The sequence below is a fragment of the Weissella koreensis KCTC 3621 genome, from assembly GCF_000277645.1.
Genome location: NZ_AKGG01000014.1, coordinates 1 through 18,506 on the forward strand (window position 1 = coordinate 1; position 18,506 = coordinate 18,506).

General features: G+C 33.5%; 19 protein-coding genes and 2 tRNA genes. 10 read left to right on the forward strand and 11 right to left on the reverse strand.

Features of this window, described 5'->3' with window-relative positions; genetic code table 11:
- Window positions 1-14: 14 nt before the first annotated feature.
- The 3 genes from JC2156_RS05370 to JC2156_RS05375 all read right to left on the reverse strand — a co-directional run bounded on the left by JC2156_RS05370 (window position 15) and on the right by JC2156_RS05375 (window position 1,398).
- Window positions 15-731 carry a phage portal protein gene (locus JC2156_RS05370; RefSeq protein WP_006845606.1) on the reverse strand — a complete coding sequence of 239 codons (717 nt, stop codon included), beginning with the start codon at window positions 729-731 and terminating at the stop codon, window positions 15-17.
- 161 nt (window positions 732-892) lie between these two features.
- The gene (locus JC2156_RS09005; RefSeq protein ID WP_006845607.1) at window positions 893-1,039 is read right to left on the reverse strand and encodes a hypothetical protein; all 147 of its coding nucleotides are present in this window, start codon (window positions 1,037-1,039) and stop codon (window positions 893-895) included.
- Window positions 1,036-1,398 carry a hypothetical protein gene (locus JC2156_RS05375; RefSeq protein WP_006845608.1) on the reverse strand — a complete coding sequence of 121 codons (363 nt, stop codon included), beginning with the start codon at window positions 1,396-1,398 and terminating at the stop codon, window positions 1,036-1,038. The genes JC2156_RS09005 and JC2156_RS05375 overlap by 4 nt, the downstream gene beginning before the upstream one ends.
- A 715-nt stretch (window positions 1,399-2,113) precedes the next feature.
- Here JC2156_RS05375 and JC2156_RS05380 point away from each other — a divergent pair.
- The 8 genes from JC2156_RS05380 to JC2156_RS05415 all read left to right on the forward strand — a co-directional run bounded on the left by JC2156_RS05380 (window position 2,114) and on the right by JC2156_RS05415 (window position 6,598).
- Window positions 2,114-2,452, forward strand: a complete 339-nt coding sequence (locus JC2156_RS05380) for a helix-turn-helix domain-containing protein (RefSeq protein WP_006845609.1) — start codon at window positions 2,114-2,116, stop codon at window positions 2,450-2,452.
- Between the two features lie 111 nt (window positions 2,453-2,563).
- Complete coding sequence (locus JC2156_RS05385; protein ID WP_006845611.1) at window positions 2,564-2,905, forward strand: ImmA/IrrE family metallo-endopeptidase; 342 nt, start codon at window positions 2,564-2,566, stop codon at window positions 2,903-2,905.
- Window positions 2,906-3,195: 290 nt separating this feature from the next.
- On the forward strand, window positions 3,196-3,729 hold the full coding sequence (locus JC2156_RS05390) for an Ltp family lipoprotein (RefSeq protein WP_006845613.1): 534 nt from the start codon (window positions 3,196-3,198) through the stop codon (window positions 3,727-3,729).
- Window positions 3,730-3,803: 74 nt separating this feature from the next.
- Complete coding sequence (locus JC2156_RS05395; protein ID WP_006845614.1) at window positions 3,804-4,142, forward strand: hypothetical protein; 339 nt, start codon at window positions 3,804-3,806, stop codon at window positions 4,140-4,142.
- Window positions 4,143-4,398: 256 nt separating this feature from the next.
- Window positions 4,399-4,472 (forward strand) — tRNA-Ile (locus JC2156_RS05400).
- Window positions 4,473-4,519: 47 nt separating this feature from the next.
- Window positions 4,520-5,455, forward strand: coding sequence for a hypothetical protein (locus tag JC2156_RS05405; RefSeq protein ID WP_006845615.1), 936 nt, complete (start codon window positions 4,520-4,522; stop codon window positions 5,453-5,455).
- Window positions 5,456-5,741: 286 nt separating this feature from the next.
- On the forward strand, window positions 5,742-5,921 hold the full coding sequence (locus tag JC2156_RS05410; protein WP_006845616.1) for a hypothetical protein: 180 nt from the start codon (window positions 5,742-5,744) through the stop codon (window positions 5,919-5,921).
- Complete coding sequence (locus tag JC2156_RS05415; protein WP_006845617.1) at window positions 5,918-6,598, forward strand: site-specific integrase; 681 nt, start codon at window positions 5,918-5,920, stop codon at window positions 6,596-6,598. The genes JC2156_RS05410 and JC2156_RS05415 overlap by 4 nt, the downstream gene beginning before the upstream one ends.
- Before the next feature lie 182 nt (window positions 6,599-6,780).
- Here JC2156_RS05415 and JC2156_RS05420 read toward each other — a convergent pair.
- Together JC2156_RS05420 and ccpA are read right to left on the reverse strand one after the other, a co-directional pair.
- A tRNA-Ser gene (locus JC2156_RS05420) sits at window positions 6,781-6,869 on the reverse strand.
- Window positions 6,870-6,982: 113 nt separating this feature from the next.
- Window positions 6,983-7,981 carry a catabolite control protein A gene (gene ccpA / locus JC2156_RS05425; RefSeq protein ID WP_006845618.1) on the reverse strand — a complete coding sequence of 333 codons (999 nt, stop codon included), beginning with the start codon at window positions 7,979-7,981 and terminating at the stop codon, window positions 6,983-6,985.
- A gap of 214 nt (window positions 7,982-8,195) precedes the next feature.
- On the opposite strand from ccpA, the gene JC2156_RS05430 reads away from it, so the two are divergent.
- Window positions 8,196-9,296 carry a M24 family metallopeptidase gene (locus JC2156_RS05430; RefSeq protein ID WP_006845620.1) on the forward strand — a complete coding sequence of 367 codons (1,101 nt, stop codon included), beginning with the start codon at window positions 8,196-8,198 and terminating at the stop codon, window positions 9,294-9,296.
- Between the two features lie 133 nt (window positions 9,297-9,429).
- Here the strand turns inward: JC2156_RS05430 and nrdF are convergent, their stop codons facing one another.
- From nrdF to nrdH, 3 genes are all read right to left on the reverse strand, one after another.
- Entirely contained in the window at window positions 9,430-10,392 is a 963-nt protein-coding gene (gene nrdF, locus JC2156_RS05435; protein ID WP_006845621.1) for a class 1b ribonucleoside-diphosphate reductase subunit beta, read from the reverse strand.
- Between the two features lie 26 nt (window positions 10,393-10,418).
- Complete coding sequence (gene nrdE, locus JC2156_RS05440; RefSeq protein WP_006845622.1) at window positions 10,419-12,590, reverse strand: class 1b ribonucleoside-diphosphate reductase subunit alpha; 2,172 nt, start codon at window positions 12,588-12,590, stop codon at window positions 10,419-10,421.
- Between the two features lie 114 nt (window positions 12,591-12,704).
- Entirely contained in the window at window positions 12,705-12,938 is a 234-nt protein-coding gene (nrdH, locus tag JC2156_RS05445; RefSeq protein ID WP_006845623.1) for a glutaredoxin-like protein NrdH, read from the reverse strand.
- Window positions 12,939-13,218: 280 nt separating this feature from the next.
- Here nrdH and JC2156_RS05450 point away from each other — a divergent pair, with 280 nt between their 5' ends.
- Window positions 13,219-13,908, forward strand: a complete 690-nt coding sequence (locus JC2156_RS05450) for a class Ib ribonucleoside-diphosphate reductase assembly flavoprotein NrdI (RefSeq protein WP_006845624.1) — start codon at window positions 13,219-13,221, stop codon at window positions 13,906-13,908.
- Between the two features lie 88 nt (window positions 13,909-13,996).
- Here the strand turns inward: JC2156_RS05450 and JC2156_RS05455 are convergent, their stop codons facing one another.
- The 3 genes from JC2156_RS05455 to JC2156_RS05465 all read right to left on the reverse strand — a co-directional run bounded on the left by JC2156_RS05455 (window position 13,997) and on the right by JC2156_RS05465 (window position 18,493).
- Window positions 13,997-14,446 (reverse strand): MarR family winged helix-turn-helix transcriptional regulator, encoded by a 450-nt coding sequence (locus JC2156_RS05455; protein ID WP_006845625.1) that lies wholly within the window; start codon window positions 14,444-14,446, stop codon window positions 13,997-13,999.
- Between the two features lie 196 nt (window positions 14,447-14,642).
- The gene (gene ileS, locus JC2156_RS05460) at window positions 14,643-17,438 is read right to left on the reverse strand and encodes an isoleucine--tRNA ligase (RefSeq protein ID WP_006845626.1); all 2,796 of its coding nucleotides are present in this window, start codon (window positions 17,436-17,438) and stop codon (window positions 14,643-14,645) included.
- Window positions 17,439-17,692: 254 nt separating this feature from the next.
- A complete protein-coding gene (locus tag JC2156_RS05465) occupies window positions 17,693-18,493 on the reverse strand; it encodes a DivIVA domain-containing protein (protein WP_006845627.1) in 801 nt (266 codons plus the stop codon).
- Window positions 18,494-18,506 lie beyond the last annotated feature (13 nt).

Here is an 18,506-nt window from a genome sequence, read left to right on the forward strand (position 1 = left end):
ATAATAATATAGTATCAATATATTGAATCATGATCCAGCAAATTAACAAGTTTTTTTACTTCATTGTTACGATACTCGATAATAGGAACTCCATCAAAATAATTTTGCTTATACTTCGGCTTAGCTACATTGGTTATAACCATTCTGAGACCTGAAACAGTTCGATCTCCTTTAGCAGTATAAACCTTAATTAAATAACCATTTTCACGTCCATTCAAATCAAACTTTTTCTGATAATGAATACCAAACAAAGGATTCTTTTCTACTGAATCATCAGTAACCAGAACAACACCTCGTGGATCAATCGATTCAATCCGTTCTTCAGTATTCTTATCATCAATCGCTTTAAGGTATAACAACTCATAAGCTACTCCAAATACAGACAAATCTTTTTCCAGTTCGGTATCGTGAGATATATTGTCCATCTCATCAAAAGAATCTTGAATGGCTTTAATATTCTTTCCTGGTGCTGCTGTGTAGCTAAATGGTTTTCCTGTAACAAATCCAACAGCCATATCAGTAACATACTTAGCGTGATTTATTACTACCTTATTAGCTTTACTATTATTACTTAACTTACGAGTCAACACATCGTGTTTGCCGTTATAATAACGATCTAACTTATCGAATCGTTTCTTGTTATGAGCTTGTTTTCGCAATATAAAGTCTAATAATTTAAGACTAGGATTATTAACATCCCCTGCCAATTCTCTATCAATTGGAAATCCCAAAATGTTCCTCCTAACCAAAAAGGCCAGACGGTTTGTCTGACACCTTTACTGTTCTATTCTTATAAAGAACCATGAATACAAAGTAACGTATTACATCCATACTATGATCATGTTCTTTAACTGGCTTATCTTCACAACGTTTTCTGCGGTTACCTCCCAAATTATTCGTTAAAAACTAATTCTTCAAGGGCTTCAGTTGTCACCTTAGAAACATTAATATTTTGCTTCTTAGCAATGTTATTTAAATATTCTGGAATAGATATATTACGTCTAACTGTCTTTGAACGACCTTTTCTATACTCTTTCATTCCATATTAATTCCAATATGATATATTTCAAAAGTCGGATATTTTATACCACTAATTTGAATCGCTATAGTAACAACCAGAACTATTAAAGAGCTGGTTATTGCCATCATCATCACATTATTTAATTCCCTTCTGCTTTTTTTGTCATTTAGAATACGCTTCATAATGTTTGTACTTGTTATAGATATTAATATTCCAAACATGCCAACATAGAATCCAAAAACGATAGACACAAAAGTTACTATAGAATTCATTCCATCTTTAATTCCACTCATAGAAAAGATATTAAATTTAAAAGTATAAATAAATATTCCAATAAATATAGATATAACTATTGGCATTACTTTAAATTTATTCATAGTATCACCTCTTTTCTCTAATCCCTTATATCCTCTTTTATTGTATTAGGTGTAAAAACGGTTTGCATCTTTATTCTTATCATATGTAGGCTTTACGTAAATCATCTATAAACTTCCATCTTCGCTTACCACTCATAAAATAATATTCTTGAAAGTAAAGTCCATCTGTATTTTTATATGCGTATTTCATCGCCCTAACATCTTTTCTAATCTGCAAAATTTAAAATATTCTTCATTTCTTCAATGTATTTCTTTTCATATTTTGTAAATTCTGAATCGTTTTGAATTTTTTGAATTAATGAACTCAAATAAAAACCTTTTAATGTTGTTCCCTTGCTGTTATAAATTTATCCAGCCAACCACTCATATGATCCATTAATTTTATTAAGTACATTATCAATGCGAATGTACAAAGAACTTGAGGCCATATATTCATCTCCTTTTCTGTTTAATTTGTTAATTGAATTAATAAATTCATTTACAAAAAGTACAATACATTGTACTATAAATGCATACGAAATAACCCTATATATAACACGCTTGCACTTTTTATAGTATGACAGCTAAAGCTTTCTTGTTATATTTCTAGGTTTTATTTGTTATTCAAAATAATTAATTGTCTTAACAAACGTTATAGTACAACCTTTTGTGATTATTATAAAGGGTTAATTTCAATCAATTGTACTTTTATTAGAAATACCGGAGTGAATTAAAAATGTCTCTTTTAGATATAACTAAAAAAACAGCTAAAGAACGTGGCTTATCCCTTACAGATGTAGCAACAAAAGCAGGAATTGCACAAAAATCAATTTATCAATGGAAGACGGTTACACCGAAAGTTGATACTTTGAAAGCTGTTGCAGATGTATTAGGAGTAACTACCGATTATCTTTTAGGGACCACAGATGAAAAAAATCCCCATCGAGCTGATGAGGATGGCATGGAAGAATTTTACAGAATAGATCTCTCTCGTGTCCCAAAGTCAGAAAGAGACACGATTAAAAAAGCGTTAGATAAATATACACGTTTCCTCTTAGATGATATGTGGAAATAATATATATGCTAGATACTCAATTTAAATCATTATTCAATAAATCAGCATCCTTAGCATTAAAAGTGGCAATTTTTACTGATACAAAAGTTGACTTAATAACATGGGAAAACTATGTCCAACTTAAACTTAGAAATAAAAATAGGTGAAGAGTATTTCCCATATGAAATTAAAGACTTTTTATCTGGTAAGACTGTCTATAAAAATGGTCAACCAAGAATTGGAATAAACCCATACCTGCCTATAACTCGTCAGCCTTTCACTCTATCTCACGAATTGAGCCACTATATTTTACATATAAATAATAATTTATTTCAATCTCAAAACTTTAATAGTTTGATTAACGATGAATTTAATGGACGAAATTTAGAAGAACAAGAAGCTGATACGTTAGTAAGCTATATAATGGTTAATCCGTATGCTTTTATGCGTGCATTCGCTCTCAAAAACAATTAGGATGACATAACAGAATATTTTGAAATGTCCTCCACTGCTCTTTATCATCGAGTAATGTATTATCTTGTTTCTCAAAAAGAGTGCGATTTTTATGAATCACAACGCATTATTAAAAACTATGAAAATGGTAATTATGATGAGTTGTCTTCTATGTTATACATGGATATAAATAATTTAATCGATTATGCTGGTAGTTCTGAATTCGATTTTATTTCTGAATCTATATTTGAAATTATAAGTTAATATCATGTGCTAAGCATCCACAATAAAAGGCTCAAGGAGTAGGTATTATGAGTAAGAAGATCACTGACGAGAACGGAAACACATACGTTCAAAAGAAGCCTTTTTATAAGCGCGTCTGGTTCTGGATATTAGCAATCATTGTTGTAGCAATTATTGCTTCAAGTATGGGTGGAGATTCAGATGATAATAGTTCAAATGGATCATCACAAGCTGCTGATTCAAGTATTAGTAATGATTCTGAATCTAGTTCAGAATCAGAAAGTGACTCATCAGTTCCAACTGAATATAAATCAGCATTAAACAAAGCTAAGTCGTATTCATCTATGATGAACATGTCTAAGGCAGGTATTTACGACCAATTAACCGCTGATGCTGGTGAACAATTTAGTGCTGAAGCTGCACAATATGCAATTGATAATTTAGATGCTGATTATAATAAATATGCTCTGAAGAAAGCAAAGTCATACCAAGATGATATGTCAATGTCTCCAGATGCAATCCAAGAACAATTAACTTCTGACGCTGGAGAAAAATTCACTCCAGAAGAAGCAGCTTATGCTATTCAACATTTGAACGATTAATCCACTTCCCGCCTCTGGCGGGATACATATACGTGTTTAAAATTCACGATAAACTTTTTAAGGAGTAGTTAGTTATGAATGAAGAAAATAGTAAAGTAACGCCGCAAGAAGTTAAAGGATGGAGTTGGGGAGCCTTTATGTTTAGTTGGATCTGGGGATTTGGAAACAAGTCTTATCTAACATTTTTTACATTAATTCCTATCTTTGGTTTCATTTGGCGTTTCGTTTGCGGATTCAAAGGAAACGATTGGGCTTGGAAAAAAGGTAATTATTCATCTGTTGATGAATTTAAAAAAGTTCAGTCTACTTGGAATCGTGCTGGATTGTTCTTATTTATTTTAGCCATAGCTTTATCCGTTATTATTAACATAGCCATCCGCTTTATTTTGATTCCCGATCTTTTAAACATGTAATACTAGTAACCTCATCCCGTCTCTGCGGGATACATAAATATTTACATTGAAAGGCATAACAAGGATTTAATATGACACACTTTTCAAACACTATAGCTCCACCCTATATAATGTTAATTACAGCTTTACTAACATTTTTATGCGTAATAATTTTCATTATATTGCTTAATTTTTATGAAAAACATTTGAAAAAATAATAAATAAAAATTCCTACCAAAGTAAGGAATTATTGACCTGCAAGTCGTTAAACTGCCACGGACCTTTAGCTCAGTTGGTTAGAGCAAACGGCTCATAACCGTTCGGTCGTCGGTTCGAGTCCGACAGGGTCCATACGTGCTTAATATCCACGGTAAACTGTTTATTTTAAGGAGCAGGAAATGGATTTAGATAAAATATTATCTATATTTAAGAAGAAAAGTTTTTTGATAACATTGCTTTGTGTATTGTTAAGCATTGTCATGCTAATTGTGAGTGATAAAGCTAGTAAACAAAATACAGAACATAAACATGATCAAAAAACTTATTTATATATATCTGATAAATTGCTCTCTTATGATGATCTTTCATATCATAATACTGATAAAAATGGATTATTTAAATTCAAACCGAAAACCCATAAAAATACTCATTTGACAATTTATAATGGTGAAGTTAAAAATAAAGAAATTATCTTTGAATCTAAAAAATATGATAATTCTGAAATAACTTTAGATCTATCTAAAACAAAAGATTTTGAACAAAGCGGTGGCTTTCACATCATCGTAGTTGCAAAGCAAAAAGGACTTCCTAAAAATAAGAAATCATTTGATTTATCAAATAAATCTCCACTATATGAATCTTACGTTAGTTCACTAAATAGCGTTGAAGATGAAAAAGCAAGAAAAGAATATAGTGAGAGTGTTGAAAATGTAAAAACATCTAGTTCGAGTTCCGAACAAAGTTCCACAGAAATATCTACTTCGTCAGACTCTTCTACTGATATGAACAGTACAATTAAAGATTTAGTTGGTACTAGTTCTGATTTTAAGAAGGTAAAGGTCAATGGTAGTTACGTTGCTGATCCATATAATGCAGTAATAACCGTAACTTCTGATAAAGATGTTCGTGTAGTCATGGCGGCCATTCTTGAAAATATGCAAAAAAATGCTGGTGATAAGTTAAATAATTTTGATTCTATTTCTATCAGCATAAAAGATTCTAATGGAAATTATGCACTTAAAACTGATTACAATGTATCTACTATTATGAATAATTCAAAAGTGTACGAACCATTTAAGGTCAAGTCATTGGCTAATAGCTGGTCTGAAAATTAACACAACAAATAAAAAAACGCATATCCCCAACTCCGCTAAAAGTAAGGATATGCGTCAAAAAATGAAAGTAACTAGTTAAAGCTCTTTCGAGTATTTATTATACCAGACCCGAGCATATCTTTAAAACTACTTACTCATTATTAGATTTTTTAGGCTAGGGGCCTTAAAGGAGAAATAAGATGAGTATTAAAAAACAATCTAACGGAACTTATAATGTTCGAGTTACTTTCTCGGATAATTTAGGTAAGCGCCGTGAGAAAAATAAAAAAGTATCAATTCCCTAACTTTGGCCAAGAAATGGGAACGTGATATCTTAAATAAAGTTGATGATGGTGAATTTGATAAGTTCAATTCAAACATGACGCTAAATGACGCTTTTAAATCTTGGTTAGATATTTATTCTAAAAAAGTTTTGCCATCAACTTATCGTAAAGCTGAAAATTTTATCCATTTAAACAGGTCATGAGTACATTGGTTTCACTTGAAGTAATTCAGAAGAACCCATTTGATAAAGTTACTTTTCCAAAAGCAAAACCTGCTCCAGTATTTATGGACCGAGTTGATTATTATAAAAAGGATCAGCTAAAATCATTTTTAGATACAGCTGAAATTTTATATGCTGATAAAAAGTACCATGTGTATGCTCTCTTCCGTCTCTTAGCGTTTTCTGGAATGCGTAAAGGTGAAGCTTTAGCTTTGGAATGGAAAGACATTAATTTTGACGGATGTACCATTGCTATTAATAAAGCCTTATCAGTAGACAAGAATGGCAATACGATTTTGAGTACGCCTAAGACAAAAGCTGGTAATCGTATTGTCAAAATTGATAAAATTACCATTAACATATTAAAACATTATCAAGCTATTCAAGCCACATCTATTCTTAAAAGTGGTCTAAAGGCTAAAGGATTTGTCTTTACGAATAATGACCTACAATCTTATATGAAAATTCAAAAGCCACGTAAATGGTGTGAAACAATTACTAAGAAAGCAGATTTACCTCGTATTAAAATTCATGGATTTAGACATACCTATGCTACTCTTTCAGCTCAAGCTGGAATGAATATCAAGCAACTTCAATATCAATTGGGGCATGATGATGTTCAAACAACCTTGGCAATTTATACTGCTGTAACTGAATAAATGAAGGAAACTACTGCTGATATCTTTACCAGTTTAGTTAATTTCTAAAAAGTACCCACTCAGGTACCCTTTTATTCGAACTTCGGCGAACATTTGGGGACTTCAACGAACACATGTATAAAAAACAAACCCCGTCATATCAACGATTATCGCGATACAACGGGATTTGTTTTTTTATATTAAGGAGACAACGGGATTTGAACCCGTGCGCCGGCTCTACACCGGTTCGGCGGATTTCGAGTCCGCTGCATTACCACTCTGCCATATCTCCAACAAATACTATAGTTAATTATAACCATAATATTTAAGCGAATCAACTAAAAAAACCACATCAAATTAAATTTGACATGGATTACAAATGTGATTTAAGTAAAAAAAGAACCCTTAATTCTTTGTTGATTCACGTTTAGCATAGCCGTGTGCCAACAAGACTTCAGACGTTTCTAATTCTTCATTATTCATTAATTTTGTTAACATCCGCATTGAAACAGCCCCAATATCATAAATTGGTTGGATAACTGAACTCAATTGTGGTCGAGTCATAAGAGTAATATGTGAATTATTCACAGTAACTACTTCAAAATTATCAGGAATCTTAACATTATTATCAGTCATATAGTTAAGTACTCCAGCAGCCATTTCATCATCTACTACTACAGATGCTGTAGCACCAGAATCACGAATTTCATCACCTAATTGGTAACCACTCTCATACTCATATTCACCAGCAAAAATCAAATCTTCATCATATTCAATTCCAGCATCTTCCAATGCATTTTGATAACCCTTTAATTTAAAATCACTATTAATTGTTTGATTAAGTGGTCCTGAAATGAAACTAATTTTTTTATGTCCGCTTGCAATTAATTTTTCTGTAATTTCTTGCACAGCAGAAATATAATCAATGTTGACTGACGGCTTTTGATTTTTTAAATCTACCGATCCTGATAAGACAACTGGCACATTAGACTTATCCAATTCTTCTCGTAAACGATCATCAATGATATTTCCCATGTATAAAATACCATCAACTTGTTTACTTAATAATGATTCCACTACTTCAGATGCATTCTTTTCTTCCGAATTAGCTAAAATAATTTGATAGTTGTACATTCGTGCAACGTCATCAATTCCACGTGATAATTCTGAAAAATAGATATTTGTTACATCAGGAATCACGATTCCAACAGTTGTACTTTTCCGTGATGCCAATCCACGCGCAACTGCATTAGGTCGATAATTTAAATTAGCAATAACTGCTTCAACTTTATCTTTAGTTTCGCTACGCACATTTGTATTTCCGTTGACAACCCGTGAAACGGTAGCCATTGATACTCCTGCTTCGCGTGCAACATCATAAATTGTAACCGCTTGTTTTTCCATATTAAGTACCTCCTTTTGATAAATTAATTGATATAAAGGCTATTATATCAATTTATGAAAATAAATACAACCGTTTTCATTCCTAATTTACCAGGGGCTAAGCAACATTTTCACAATGTCTTTATTAAAAAAACTACTAAATTATGTAAATCAAATGAAAATTTTATCATAAAAGTGTAAAATATACATTAATATATTGATAAGGAGTAATATTATGTCTTCAAAAATTAATCAAGTTCAACAATGGCTAAACACCAACCAATTAGATGTTGCATATTTTTCGGATTTCCATTCTATCTCATACTTAACTGGTTTCGAGTCGGACCCTATTGAGCGCATTTTAGCATTAGTTGTTTTTGCTCAAGATGATCCAATTATTTTCGCTCCGGCGCTAGAAGTTGAGGCGGTTAAATCAACAGGTTGGCAATTCCCAGTTTATGGATACCAAGACCATGAAAATGGTTGGCAAATCCTTGCTAATCACATTAAAGAAAATACCAATCACTTAACTCATTGGGCGATTGAAAGTGAACAATTAACATTGGCTCGCGCCGAATTGATTAAATCTGCATTGCCCGAAATTAAATTTGAAGGTGATCTGACAGAAATAATTCAAAATATGCGCTTGCATAAGTCAGACGATGAAATTAAGAAAATGCATTTAGCTGGTGATGATGCCGACTTGGCATTTGAAGCAGGCTTTGCTGCTCTTCAAACTGGAACGACTGAATTATCAGTCGCAGCCAGTCTAGAATTTGAGACTAAGAAACGTGGAATTCCTGGAATGTCATTTGAGACATTAGTCCAATTTGGTGCCCATGCTGCCGATCCTCATGGTGCCACGGGGTTAACTGAATTAAAGAAGGGTGATATGGCGCTCTTTGACCTAGGTACAATTCATGATGGTTATGTCTCTGATGCAACTCGAACAGTCGCTTTTGGTAATGTTTCGGACCATCAACGCGATGTTTATCAAGTCGTCTTAGAAGCTCAACTTGCTGCTCAATCACAAGTTAAGCCCGGTATGACTGCCAGTGAATTAGATGGTATTGCTCGTGATGTCATTACCAAAGCAGGTTATGGAGAATACTTTGTCCATCGTCTAGGCCATGGACTTGGTTCTTCTGTCCATGAATTCCCACAAATCATGGGTGGAAATGATTTAGTACTTGAACCTGGAATGGCCTTCTCAATTGAACCTGGAATTTATATTCCTGGTGACATGGGAGTTCGGATTGAAGATTCAATCGTATTAACAGAATCAGGTGCTGATTCATTTACTCATCTATCAAAAGATCTTAGAATTATTGATTAATTTAAAATATAATAATATCTCTTGTAAACTCTGAAAATTGAGCTTAATTTTCAGGAATTTATGCTGTTTAATATGTTAACTCCAAATTAAAAGACTAGTTAGAACCAATCTCTAACTAGTCTTTTTTTACTTATTAATTTAACCCATAATTGTAATCACTATCATCCATAACTTCAACTTGACCAAGTCTATAACCGTTTCCAACCTGTGAGAAGAAGTCATGATTAGATGTAGTCGTTGAAATCCCATTCATAACAATGGGATTAACATCATCAGCACTATCTGGGAAAATAGGATCTTGCCCCAAATTCATCAAAGCCTTGTTGGCGTTATAACGAATGAAAGTTAAGACTGATTCTGACCATCCCATTGGGTCATATAATTCATGTGTAAATTGCTCTTCATTATTATATAAATCTAGTAAGAATTCATACATCCAATTCTTAAATTCAGCTTGCTCACCTTCACCCAACTCATTAAAGCCAAGTTGGAATTTATATCCAATGTATGTTCCATGCACAGATTCATCACGTAAAATTAATTTAATAATTTCAGCAACATTGTTCAACTTATTATGTCCTAAATAGTAAAGCGGGGTGTAAAATCCTGAATAAAATAAGAATGTCTCCAAAAAGACAGATGCTACCTTCTTTTGAAGGGCTGTTCCATTTTGATAGACAGCATTAATTTTATTTGCCTTATATTGTAAATATTCATTTTGATTAGTCCATGAAAAAATCTCATCAATTTCTTCTGAACTATTTAATGTTTCAAAAATTGATGAATATGACTTAGCATGCACTGATTCCATAAACTCGATATTATTTAAGACCGCTTCTTCATGCTGTGTTCGAATATTTTCCTTTAATGAGGTCATCCCATCTTGAGATTGAAGTGTGTCTAATAAGGTTAAACCACCAAACACGTGCCCTACCAAATAATGTTCCTCTTCAGTCATTTTTCGCCAATCATCCAAGTCATTTGACAAAGGAATTCTGGTATCGAGCCAAAATTGTTCAGTTAATTTCTCCCATGTTGCCTTATCAATCTGATCCTCAATAACGTTCCAATTGATTGCTTGATAATTCTCCGCCATATCTAATAATTCTCCCTATCATTTTCTTAAATTGAACATGATTCACACTCATTGACACCCAATTCACCGTCATCATCAGTATAAGTTCGAATATAATAAACTGATTTAATATTCTTATGATAAGCATACATCCTTAAGATATTCAAATCACGAGTGGTCATCTTATTGGTACGCCCATTTTTCCACTCATAAAGTCCTTCTGGCAAAGTAGAACGCATAAACAAAGTTAAAGCCATCCCCTGATCAATATGTTGTTGAGCAGTTGAATAAACATCAATTACTTTCCTCATATCAAGATCATACGCTGATTCATAATATGGAAGTGTATCATTTTTCAAATATGGCGCTGGATAATAAATTTTACCAATCTTTTTCTCTTGTCGTTCCTCAATCTTATTAATAATTGGATGTAACGAAGCCGTTGAATCATTTACATATGAGATTGATCCAGTCGGTGCAATTGCTAACCGGTAAGCGTTATAAAGTCCAAATTTTTGTATTTGTTCTTTTAAATACTGCCAATCAGCTTGATCTGGAATATGGTGTTGCTTGAATAATTCCTGAACTTTTTCTGTCTTAGGTTGGAAATTATTTTGTAGATACTTATCAAAATATTTTCCATTAGCATATTCAGATTCTTCAAACCCATCAAAAGTAATTTTCCGCTCTTTAGCAATCTGATTCGAGGCCAATAATGAGTAATAGTTTAGCATCATGAAATACATATTGGTAAAGTCCAAAGCTTCTTCATCACCATAATACATCTTATTTTTAGCAAAATACGCTGCTAATCCCATCGCACCAAGACCGACAGCATGTAGTGCTTGATTTCCTTTTTGGACTGATGGTACAACATCTAATTTTGAATTATCTGAGACAAACGAAAGGGCCCGAATCATAGTTTCAACTGATGAAGCAAAATCATTAGTCTCCATCATATTAACGATATTAGTTGATCCCAAATTACATGAGATATCAGTCCCCATTTCTTCATACTCTTGTTTATTATTAATAATGCTTGGCGTTTGAACCTGCAAAATTTCTGAACAAAGATTGGAAGAAACCACCTTACCTGAAATTGGATTAGCGCGATTCACTACATCCAAATTAATAATATATGGATAACCAGACTCTTGCTGTAACTTTGAAATTTCATTTTCTAAATCACGGGCCTTAATCATAGTTTTTTTAATACGCGGATTAGCAACCAAATTATCATACTCATCAGTTATGTCGATATAGTTGAAAGGTTCCCCATACTCTCTTTCCACATCGTAAGGTGAAAAAAGATACATCATAGCGTCTTTTTTGATTAATTCATAAAACTTATCTGGAACAGTAAGCCCCAAAGAAAGGGTCTTAACCCGTATTTTCTCATCAGCATTTTCCTTTTTAGTCGACAAAAATTGCATAATATCTGGATGGAAAACTGATAAATATACTACCCCTGCTCCTTGGCGTTGACCCATTTGGTTGGAATAGCTAAATGAATCTTCTAATAACTTCATCACTGGTACAACCCCGGATGCAGCATTAGCAGTCCCTTTAATCGTTGCACCTGCTTCTCGTAAATTAGATAAATTAATTCCAACTCCGCCACCCATTTTAGATAACTGTAATGCTGAATTAATGACGCGTCCAATGGAATTCATATCATCAGTCGTCTGCAAGACGAAACAGGAAACTAATTCTCCTCGACGTGCCTTTCCAGCATTCAAAAATGATGGAGTAGCTGGTTGGTATCGTTGATGAATCATTTCATTAGCTAAATTCATTACTAATGTCTCATCACCATTGGCATAAAACAAAGAGTTCATGGCCACACGATCAATATAATTTTCAACATAGAAACGTTGGTCGTTTGTTTTTAATGCATATTGTGCATAAAATTTGTATGCTGCCATAAATGATTTAAATTTAAATTGTTCTGACTTGAGGAAAGCATATAGTTGTTCAATAAAAGCAAAGTCATATTGATTCAACATATCTTTATCAATAAACTCGTTCTCTAGTAAATAATCAAATTTAGCTTTTAAAGAATCAAATTTAAGTGTATTTGGAATAACATTTTCTTTTAAAAATGCTTCTAATGCTTCACGATCTTTGTCAATTTGAATCATCCCATTTTTTGGAATATTTAATTCATTATTCAAATCAAAATAAGTTACTTCATCTTGATTCAACGTGTCTAATGCCATTTCATATACTCCCTTATTATCAGATCAAATAAAAAAGACCAATGGTTAAAATAACTTTGGCCCTCTTTATAAACCAACCACTCAATTAATATTTTGTATTAATTGCATCTTAATTTAGATTGCCATACGTAATTTCTTTAATAAATCTGGTCGGAATCCCTTAATGGGCTCTTGTTGATCTGCAAAAACAACTGGGACAGCTTGATAACCTGCACTTTTCAAAAAGTTCATTGCTTCAGCATCATCCTCAACATTTTTTTCAGTAAATTCAATCCCGTACTGTATTAATGTTTTCTTAGTCATCATACATTGCACACAATTATTCTTTGTATAAACTGTGACTGACATGGTTAAAATCCTCCAATTTATTTCTTTTATTTGCACCTTTTTCGGAATGCTTTATGTGCTTTAGTATACCTACGAAAATAACATAAAGCAATATTGAAATTAAATCATTTTCGTGTTAAGGATAAAATAAACCGCTTTAATTAGCTATTTAAAGCCATTTAACAACAAACGTTATTGAGAAACTAAATCTAACGCAATGTTATATTTATTATGCAAAAGAGTTGTTTAACTTTTAAAAATGGAGTATCTTTATACTATTATATTTAACAAGGAGCCTCAAATGATTATCAACTTAATCTATACCTCAATTGCTGGAAATACTAAAAAATTCATTGATAATTTAATTGAATTCTCACAACATAACGAAATTAATTATCAATTTAAAGCTATTGAAATTTCTGCAAACACACAACTAAACACTTTAGATCACCCAAGTTTTGTTTTTGTCCCAACCTATTTAGATGGTGGTAATGGCATTCATAGCGGTGTGAAAGAGATCCTCACTACTCCACTCTTTGAATTTCTTGAAGATCTACCTGATACTAAAAATATTTTAGGCGTCATTGGATCAGGCAACAAAAATTTTAATGCGCAATATGTTTTAACTGCTCGACGTTATGCTATTAAATTTGGTGTTCCTTTAATTGACAACTTCGAATTACGTGGTGTTCCAACAGATGTTGAACGTATCTTTAATAATATTATGACCAGGCTAGATCAAAAGATATCAAATCGACCACTTCAATTTAAACCAACAAAGGCCTATCAATGCATTTCTAACGCTGTGACTGAACTTATAATGATTGATGAAAACCAACAGTTGGTTTCCCCTATCTTTGCTGGAAGCAATTTTAACTTGTCTTCGCAGGCATTAGACCCTATAGAATTAGAAAGACCCGAGGAACTGTATTCTATTCAAGTTAAAGCCTTAACCATTCAACACTATTGGTTGGTACCTCGAACAATCTAAGAACAATATAATTTTTTATATAATTAATAAAAATACCCTTACCATTGAAAGTTAAACTCCAACGGTAAGGGTATTTTTATATTTTTAATTAATCAACTAAATTTTTCAAATAGTCTTGTAATCTAAAAATAGCATTTTGTACTGTATTTGATTCTTCACTATCAAGGTCACTAAACATCGTATGTGTAAGTCCCCGGTGAAAAGCATCATGGGAACGACAAACTGCTTGTCCTTTGGCAGTTAAAACGATTAGAACAAGACGTCGATCAACATCATCACGCTGACGTTCAACATAACCCTTGCGGAATAATTTATCAATCGAACTAGTCATTGTACTTGGTGTTACATGTACAATATGAGCTAGTTTTGATGCGGCCACTTCACCTTGTCCACCAATCGCCGCAATAATGTGCATATCCTTTAGTGTAATATCACTAAACTCAGAGTCACGCAGTGAGGCCTCTTCTATCCACATTGCATTATTAAAAACATCAACAAGTGAAGTATTCACATCTTCAAAAGAAATTTTATCCGCCATTTTCACCATCCTTATTTCTATCAAATTATCTAGAAACATCCGATAATTTGAACTTCTAAATATTCGACACTTCATCTTAACGTGATATTTATTTTTTGTCAAATATCATCGTAAAGATAAAAGCGACCGGGTAAAAAAATTCCGATCGCTTCTCTTCTATTCAGTAATTTATCAAATGATAGAATTATTTATTAAATTATTCTAAACCTTCATCCAATGCCTCTGGGAAATTATCACGAACAATCTGTGCTTCGTGTTTAGACAGCATTGGGAAGTCTGAATCTTGACCAAGATCCAAGTGATACATTCGATCACGTGGTGACATTTCACCAGCAGCATGTTCCACCTCAACAAAGTAATCATCAAATTGATCAACGGTGTCTGGCTTATCTGCAATTGACTTCAATTCCAACTGTGATACCAACAAAAGAACTCGAATGTCTTGACCCAAACTATCGATTAATTCTTTTTGTTCTGGTTGTAGATACAAAGTTACAGCGGCTTCAGCTGGCTTACCAATCAAGTCATTATTACGAGCTACTTCTAAGGCTTTATTGACCGCTGATCGGATATCCATAAACTTAGTCCAACGCGTTAACAATTCGCTATCATGATCCAAATCTTCCACTTCAGGCATATCTGTCAAATAAGCAAATTCACCTGTCTCATTAGGCAAATATTCAAAAATTTCTTCTGCTGTATGAGGCAAAATTGGTAGCATCAGTTTATTTAAGCTCACTAAGATTTTATACAAAACTGTTTGCACTGAGCGACGTAAAATACCATTTGGTGCTTCAACATACAAAACATCCTTGTTGAAGTCCAAGTAAAATGCTGACAAATCAACATTAATAAAGTTCATTAATGATTTATTAACGGCTTGGAAATCATAACGATCATATGCAGACTTCAATTCAGCAACTAGATCATTAAAACGCGCATAGAAATATTGATCAACAGGTGTCATATCAGCAAAAGCGACTTGATCTTTCTGAGAATCAAAGTCACTAGTATTAGCTAGCAAGAATCGCATTGTATTTCTAATCTTACGATAACTGTCTGAAGTTTGCTTAAACCCATCCATGGTAACACGGACATCCTGAGATGTATCAACCGTTGATACCCAAAGACGAATAATATCAGCTCCCATACTATCAGTAATCTCATTTGGTTCAATCGTATTTCCAATGGATTTAGACATTTTTTCACCATTAGCATCTAAAGTGAATCCTTGTGAAAGAACGCTCTTGTATGGTGCATGACCAGTTGCTGCAACCGAAGTAATAATTGATGAGTTAAACCATCCACGGTATTGATCAGAACCTTCCAAGACAAGATCAGCTGGGAACTCTAAATTATCTCGCGTTGCCAAAACACCTTGATGAGAAGTCCCTGAATCAAACCAAACATCCATAATGTCATTTTCTTTAGTAAATTGACCATTTGGTGAATGTTCATTTGTATAACCTTCTGGCAAAAGTTCCTTAGGTTCTTTTTCAAACCAATAAGTTGAACCATTCTCTTCCACTAATTTGGCTACATGTTCAATAATATCTGGGTCTAGGATTGCTGTTCCATCTTCTGCATAGAAAATTGGAAGAGGCACGCCCCAAACACGTTGTCGTGAAATTACCCAATCACCACGATCTTTCAACATATTGTAAAGGCGTTTTTTACCCCAAGCTGGTGAGAAAGTAACATTATCCAATTCAGATAGTAAATCATCTCTAAAATCAGCTACTGAAGCAAACCATTGTGGCACAGCTCGATAGATAACTGGTTTCTTAGTTCGCCAATCAAACGGATATGAATGCGTAATATCTTCTTGCTTTAAGAGAACCCCTTGATCAGATAACTTCTTTAATGAGATTGCATTTGCATCCTCATAGAAGACACCTGCAAAGTCAACTCCAGCTTCTTCAGTCATTTTACCTTGATAGTCTACCGGTACTGCTATTTCTAGGTTGTACTTTTGCCCAACATAAAAATCATCTTCCCCAAATCCAGGCGCAGTATGAACTAATCCGGTCCCTGCATCAAGAGTAACAAAGTCTGCCAACATTACTAATAACTCAACATCATCATAGAATGGATGTTGTGCAGTAATATATTCCAAATCTTTTCCAGTAAATTCAGCCAAAACTTCATAGTCTGACCAACCAAATATTTCAGCATCATGAGCTAACAATTCAGTAGCAATGATATACTTCTTATCTGATCCAGATGGCTTTACTTGTGAATACTTAAATTCAGCATTCAATGAAATTCCACGAGAACCAGGAATGGTCCAAGGAGTTGTCGTCCAAACCACAAAGTAAGTATCATTATCTAGAAGTCCCTTACCGTCCTTCACTTGTTCTGCATAATATGCAGTTGGTGAAGTTACATCATGATACTCAATTTCTGAAAGAGCCAAAGCAGATTCAGAAGACCATGACCAAAAGACTGGCTTTTTACCTTTATAGATATAACCTTTTTTAGCCATGTCACCAAAGACTCGCAATTGAGCTGCTTCAAATTCAGGCATTAAGGTAAGATATGGGTGGTCCCAATCGGCAGCAATTCCCAAGCGCTTAAAGTCATTCATTTGCTTTTTAACTTGCTTGTGAGCAAATTCATCGGCCATTTTACGCCAAATTACTGGTCCAACTGCTTTACGATCTTTTCCCATCTTGGTCAATTGTTGTTCAATTGGCAAACCGTGTGTATCCCAACCAGGAATAAATGGTGAACGGAATCCGTTCATTGACTTGTAACGAACAATAATATCCTTAGAAATTTTGTTCATCGCATGTCCAATATGAATATTTCCATTGGCGTATGGAGGTCCATCATGCAAAATAAACGTAGGTTTTCCTTCGTTTAATTTCTGACGAGCTTCATAGACTTTATTCTCTGCCCAAATCTTTTCACGTCGTACTTCATTGACGGGTAAATTACCACGCATCGGAAATTTAGTTTTACCGATATTCAATGTATTTTTAATTTTCATTAATTTAGCACTCCTATTTTGTATTTTTAAATAAAAAGTCCGCATTGATTAACTTAATAATCAATGCGGGACGTTAGTTTATTAACGTGGTACCACCCGAGTTCGCCAAAAGGCCTCAAAATATTATCATCTTTAATTTGGTCTTTTAGTGATAAGTATTAAGTTTAACTTTTTCGGCTCACACCATCCCGAAATCGCTTAAAAGTACTCTTAATACCGTTTGGTTAAAAAACTCTATTTATAATAAACTAAAATTAATCTTTATTCAAGAATTGATCCCGATTTTGATCTTTTTCAGGTAGAACAACTACAGTATCAACGTCATCAGATTTAGACGTTGCTTTAGCTTCATCAGAAAATTCTGCTAACTTTGCTTGTACAGCAGACTCAAAATCTAAATCAGCTGTTGAAGATATTGGCATAGTAGCTGCTGAAGACATTGGATTAACCGCAGCTGAAGATGTTGGCATAGTAGCTGCTGAAGATGCGGCTACTAATTTTTCATTCGCTGCTGAACCAACTGTTAAGCCTTCAATTTCAGACCAACCATTATCATTATTCACTAAATCAATTTGATTTTTAAGAATTCCTGTCAACTTACTTTTAAATGATAACATTTCTTGAGTTAAAGCATCTTTCTCGGCTTTCAAACGATCAATTTCAACTTGTGAATCATTCTTAATTTTATCTGCATCTCCATTGGCCTTAGTAATAATTTCATTGGCCTTTGAAGTAGCATCCAAAACAGTCTTTTGAGCTTGAGATTCGGCTTGTGAACGAGTTGCTTCCACCTCTGACTCAGTTTGCTTCTTCAAACGTTCGGCAGCTTCTTGCGCAATCAAGATTGAGGAATTAACTGATTGTTTCATTTCCTCTACTTGTTGGGCGTTGGCTTCTGCATCAGCCACCTTAGTCTTCAAAGTTTGATTCTCATTAATCAAATTTTCAAAATCAATTACAATTTGATCCAAAAAGTCATTAACCTCAACTTTATCGAATCCGCGACCGCGACTAGTAAAATCTTTTGAATGAATTTCTTGTGGTGTTAATGCCATATCTCTAACCTCT

What these genes read in the sequence shown, in the direction of transcription:
- JC2156_RS09005 (WP_006845607.1), bottom strand. Translation starts at nt 1,039, where the DNA reads ATGAAAGAGTATAGAAAAGGTCGTTCAAAGACAGTTAGACGTAATATA.
- JC2156_RS05375 (WP_006845608.1), bottom strand. Translation starts at nt 1,398, where the DNA reads ATGAATAAATTTAAAGTAATGCCAATAGTTATATCTATATTTATTGGA.
- JC2156_RS05380 (WP_006845609.1), top strand. Translation starts at nt 2,114, where the DNA reads ATGTCTCTTTTAGATATAACTAAAAAAACAGCTAAAGAACGTGGCTTA.
- JC2156_RS05385 (WP_006845611.1), top strand. Translation starts at nt 2,564, where the DNA reads ATGTCCAACTTAAACTTAGAAATAAAAATAGGTGAAGAGTATTTCCCA.
- JC2156_RS05390 (WP_006845613.1), top strand. Translation starts at nt 3,196, where the DNA reads ATGAGTAAGAAGATCACTGACGAGAACGGAAACACATACGTTCAAAAG.
- JC2156_RS05395 (WP_006845614.1), top strand. Translation starts at nt 3,804, where the DNA reads ATGAATGAAGAAAATAGTAAAGTAACGCCGCAAGAAGTTAAAGGATGG.
- JC2156_RS05405 (WP_006845615.1), top strand. Translation starts at nt 4,520, where the DNA reads ATGGATTTAGATAAAATATTATCTATATTTAAGAAGAAAAGTTTTTTG.
- JC2156_RS05415 (WP_006845617.1), top strand. Translation starts at nt 5,918, where the DNA reads ATGAGTACATTGGTTTCACTTGAAGTAATTCAGAAGAACCCATTTGAT.
- ccpA (WP_006845618.1), bottom strand. Translation starts at nt 7,981, where the DNA reads ATGGAAAAACAAGCGGTTACAATTTATGATGTTGCACGCGAAGCAGGA.
- JC2156_RS05430 (WP_006845620.1), top strand. Translation starts at nt 8,196, where the DNA reads ATGTCTTCAAAAATTAATCAAGTTCAACAATGGCTAAACACCAACCAA.
- nrdF (WP_006845621.1), bottom strand. Translation starts at nt 10,392, where the DNA reads ATGGCGGAGAATTATCAAGCAATCAATTGGAACGTTATTGAGGATCAG.
- nrdE (WP_006845622.1), bottom strand. Translation starts at nt 12,590, where the DNA reads ATGGCATTAGACACGTTGAATCAAGATGAAGTAACTTATTTTGATTTG.
- nrdH (WP_006845623.1), bottom strand. Translation starts at nt 12,938, where the DNA reads ATGTCAGTCACAGTTTATACAAAGAATAATTGTGTGCAATGTATGATG.
- JC2156_RS05450 (WP_006845624.1), top strand. Translation starts at nt 13,219, where the DNA reads ATGATTATCAACTTAATCTATACCTCAATTGCTGGAAATACTAAAAAA.
- JC2156_RS05455 (WP_006845625.1), bottom strand. Translation starts at nt 14,446, where the DNA reads ATGGCGGATAAAATTTCTTTTGAAGATGTGAATACTTCACTTGTTGAT.
- ileS (WP_006845626.1), bottom strand. Translation starts at nt 17,438, where the DNA reads ATGAAAATTAAAAATACATTGAATATCGGTAAAACTAAATTTCCGATG.
- JC2156_RS05465 (WP_006845627.1), bottom strand. Translation starts at nt 18,493, where the DNA reads ATGGCATTAACACCACAAGAAATTCATTCAAAAGATTTTACTAGTCGC.